The sequence below is a fragment of the Roseixanthobacter psychrophilus genome, assembly GCF_043195195.1.
Classification (GTDB): Bacteria; Pseudomonadota; Alphaproteobacteria; order Rhizobiales; family Xanthobacteraceae; genus NCEH01.
This window is the reverse complement of record NZ_JBAFWT010000107.1, coordinates 1-2,534: the sequence shown is the minus strand read 5'-3', so window position 1 is coordinate 2,534 and position 2,534 is coordinate 1. Positions and strand designations below refer to the sequence as shown.

Below are 2,534 nucleotides of genomic sequence, written 5' to 3'. Positions count from 1 at the left end.
GGCCATGACGACTTCGCCAATCGGGACCGGCTTGTCGGCGTCCTGTCGCGCGAGCGCGCCAAGGACATGGCGAGCGATTATGAACCTGCCCGTGACTATGCCGAGCGGCGCGGCATCACCTTCCGCGAGCGCGTTGAGCAGGTTGTCGAGATCGTCCGCCAGGTTCCCGAAAAAGTGCGCGGCATCTTCGACGGGCTGCGCCTGCCCGCCGAGAGCGGACAAGGGCCGGAAAGGAAGGTGGAGGAAGACCCGGAGGCGGCGTTGCGCCGCGCCCGTGGCCGGGCGCTCGTCCGCCATGCCCGCGCCGTGGTCGCGATTTTCGCAGCGCAGGACAAGGGCGGCAGGGCCAGCCCCGATCAGATCAGGGAGTTGCAGGAGGCGCGCCAGCGGTTCGAGGAGGTGCGCCCCTACGGCTCGCACGACGCTGAAGCGGCCTACAAGAAGAACCCGGCGCTTGCGGCGGAGGCGGCATCCGGCGACGCCCGGCGCGCAATCCGCGCCCTGCAACTGGAAACCGAGCTGCGCGCCGATCCCGGCCTGCGCGCCGACCGTTTCGTGGAGCGCTGGCAAAATCTCCACAGGGCCAGCGACCAACGGTATGCGGCGGGCGACTATGCCGGTCACAGGGCCGCGCGGGCGGAGATGGGGAACATGGCGCACAGCCTGGAACGCGACCCGCAGATGGAATCCCTTCTGGCGGGCCGCAAACGCGAACTCGGCATCTCATTCGATTCGGGGATGGGCGTCGGCCGCGACCTCACCCTCACCTTCGGACTCGGTCGGGGGCGGGGTCTCGGACTGTAGAACCATCCTATTTTCCGCCGCCTCTTCGCCACAGCCCTACGACGCCTAACTATCTATTGCACAACAATAAATCCTTGCTTTTGCCTGTCCTGGCAGTCCCACAAACAGCCAGCAGGAGGCATCGCGGCCATGCGCCAGCCAGACCGTATCATCCGCCTGAACACCGTCCTCGACCGCACCGGCCTGTCGTGGTCCACCATCTATCGCAAGATTGCCGAGGGCACGTTCCCGCCCCAGATCAGGATCAGCGTCAACGGCGCGGGCTGGCGGGAATCCGACATCGACCGATGGGTCGCCAACCCCGTGGCGTGGCGGCCCGGAAGCTGGCGCGGCCTCGATGCCGTCTGATCGCGGCGCGCGCTCCCGCGCCCGGCGCGTCAGGCCGCCCACGGCATCCGAGCAGCTTGAGGCGCTGTTGGGCTATCCGTGGCCGTTCCCCGGCAGGCCGCCCAAGCACGACCTGTCCACATGGACCGTCATCGACGACTGGCCCCATCCTGTTCCGGTCACAGAGGCCGAGATCGAGGTGTTCGAGCAATGGTTCGGCGACATCTTCGATGAATTGTTCGGCTCATCCGATCCTTGATTATTCCGGCAATATGCCGTATATAACCAAGACAAGGAGATCGGCCATGCCCAGACCCGCAAGTGAAGTCGAAACCGCCCGCCTTGAGGCGCGCGTGCCCGTTAATGTCTATGAGCAGATGCAGCGCGCGGCCAGGCTGCGCGGCATGACGCTGACCGGGTATCTCATCGCTACGGCGGGAGAGGATGCTCGCCGCACGGTCGAGGAGGCCGACGTGCTACGTCTCGCCGCCGAGGATCAGGTGCGTTTCGCCAAGGCGTTGATTGATCCGCCCGCACCCAACGCCCGGCTGGCTCGCGCCGCGAAGCGCCATGCCGACCTGATCGCGCCCAGGTGAGCGCGAGGTTTGCGATAGAGGCGCTTTCCAAAGCGCACCAGCGCAAGGCGTTCTCGTGCGGCAATGAGCGGATCGACCGTTATTTCCACGAGGCCGTCACTCAGGACATCAAGCGTCGATACGCGACCTGCTTCGTCGCCCGGGACCTTGAGACCGACCGGGTAGCGGGCTTCTACACGCTCTCATCCAGCAATGTGCCACTCATGGCCGTGCCCGAGCCGTTGGCGAGCAGGCTACCGCGCTACCCGACCGTTCCGGCCGTGCTGATCGGCTGGCTTGGGCGCGATCAATCTTATTCGGGGCTTGGGCTGGGTGAAGCCTTGCTGTTCGACGCGATCAAGACCGTCGCCGAAGCCCCGATAGGCGCTCATGCCATTTTCGCCGACGCAATCGACGAGAAGGCCGCAGCCTTCTACGCGGCGTTCGGATTTACGGCGCTGATTGATCGACCGAACACCCTCTATCTGCCTGTCGGAACGGCGCAGCGCCTTTTGTCGGGAGAAACGCCATGACATCGAACGACAGCAAATCTTCTCCCGATGTGATGCTACGCGCCGCCCTCTACCTGCGCGTCTCGACGGCGCGACAGGCCGAGCATGATGTCTCCATTCCCGACCAGAAGCGGCAGGGCGAAGCCTATTGCGCCTCGCGCGGCTATCAGCTTGTCGAAACCTATGTGGAGCCAGGCGCGTCGGCGACCAATGACCGCCGCCCGGAGTTCCAGCGCATGATCGAGGCGGGGACCAGCAAGCCCGCGCCGTTCGACGTGGTAGTGGTTCATTCGTTCAGCCGGTTCTTCCGCGACCA

The 2,534-nt window shown here is 65.4% G+C and carries 5 protein-coding genes and 1 pseudogene; all 6 read left to right on the top strand.

Annotated elements, in window-relative coordinates; genetic code table 11:
* Positions 1 to 804: pseudogene (locus V5F77_RS28535) on the top strand (Ti-type conjugative transfer relaxase TraA); the annotation flags it as partial.
* A 129-nt stretch (positions 805 to 933) separates the two neighbouring features.
* Positions 934 to 1,152, top strand: a complete 219-nt coding sequence (locus tag V5F77_RS28530; RefSeq protein ID WP_429008430.1) for a helix-turn-helix transcriptional regulator — start codon at positions 934 to 936, stop codon at positions 1,150 to 1,152.
* Positions 1,142 to 1,390: a hypothetical protein gene (locus tag V5F77_RS28525; protein WP_429008429.1), complete on the top strand. Its 249-nt coding sequence runs from the start codon at positions 1,142 to 1,144 to the stop codon at positions 1,388 to 1,390. The genes V5F77_RS28530 and V5F77_RS28525 overlap by 11 nt, the downstream gene beginning before the upstream one ends.
* A 46-nt stretch (positions 1,391 to 1,436) precedes the next feature.
* Complete coding sequence (locus tag V5F77_RS28520) at positions 1,437 to 1,727, top strand: type II toxin-antitoxin system TacA family antitoxin (RefSeq protein WP_429008428.1); 291 nt, start codon at positions 1,437 to 1,439, stop codon at positions 1,725 to 1,727.
* Entirely contained in the window at positions 1,724 to 2,239 is a 516-nt protein-coding gene (locus tag V5F77_RS28515; RefSeq protein ID WP_429008427.1) for a GNAT family N-acetyltransferase, read from the top strand. Before V5F77_RS28520 ends, V5F77_RS28515 begins: the two co-directional genes overlap by 4 nt.
* The coding region (locus V5F77_RS28510) for a recombinase family protein (RefSeq protein ID WP_429008426.1) at positions 2,236 to 2,534 on the top strand (299 nt) is incomplete at its 3' end. The genes V5F77_RS28515 and V5F77_RS28510, both read left to right, overlap by 4 nt.

What these genes read in the sequence shown, in the direction of transcription:
- V5F77_RS28530 (WP_429008430.1), top strand. Translation starts at nt 934, where the DNA reads ATGCGCCAGCCAGACCGTATCATCCGCCTGAACACCGTCCTCGACCGC.
- V5F77_RS28525 (WP_429008429.1), top strand. Translation starts at nt 1,142, where the DNA reads ATGCCGTCTGATCGCGGCGCGCGCTCCCGCGCCCGGCGCGTCAGGCCG.
- V5F77_RS28520 (WP_429008428.1), top strand. Translation starts at nt 1,437, where the DNA reads ATGCCCAGACCCGCAAGTGAAGTCGAAACCGCCCGCCTTGAGGCGCGC.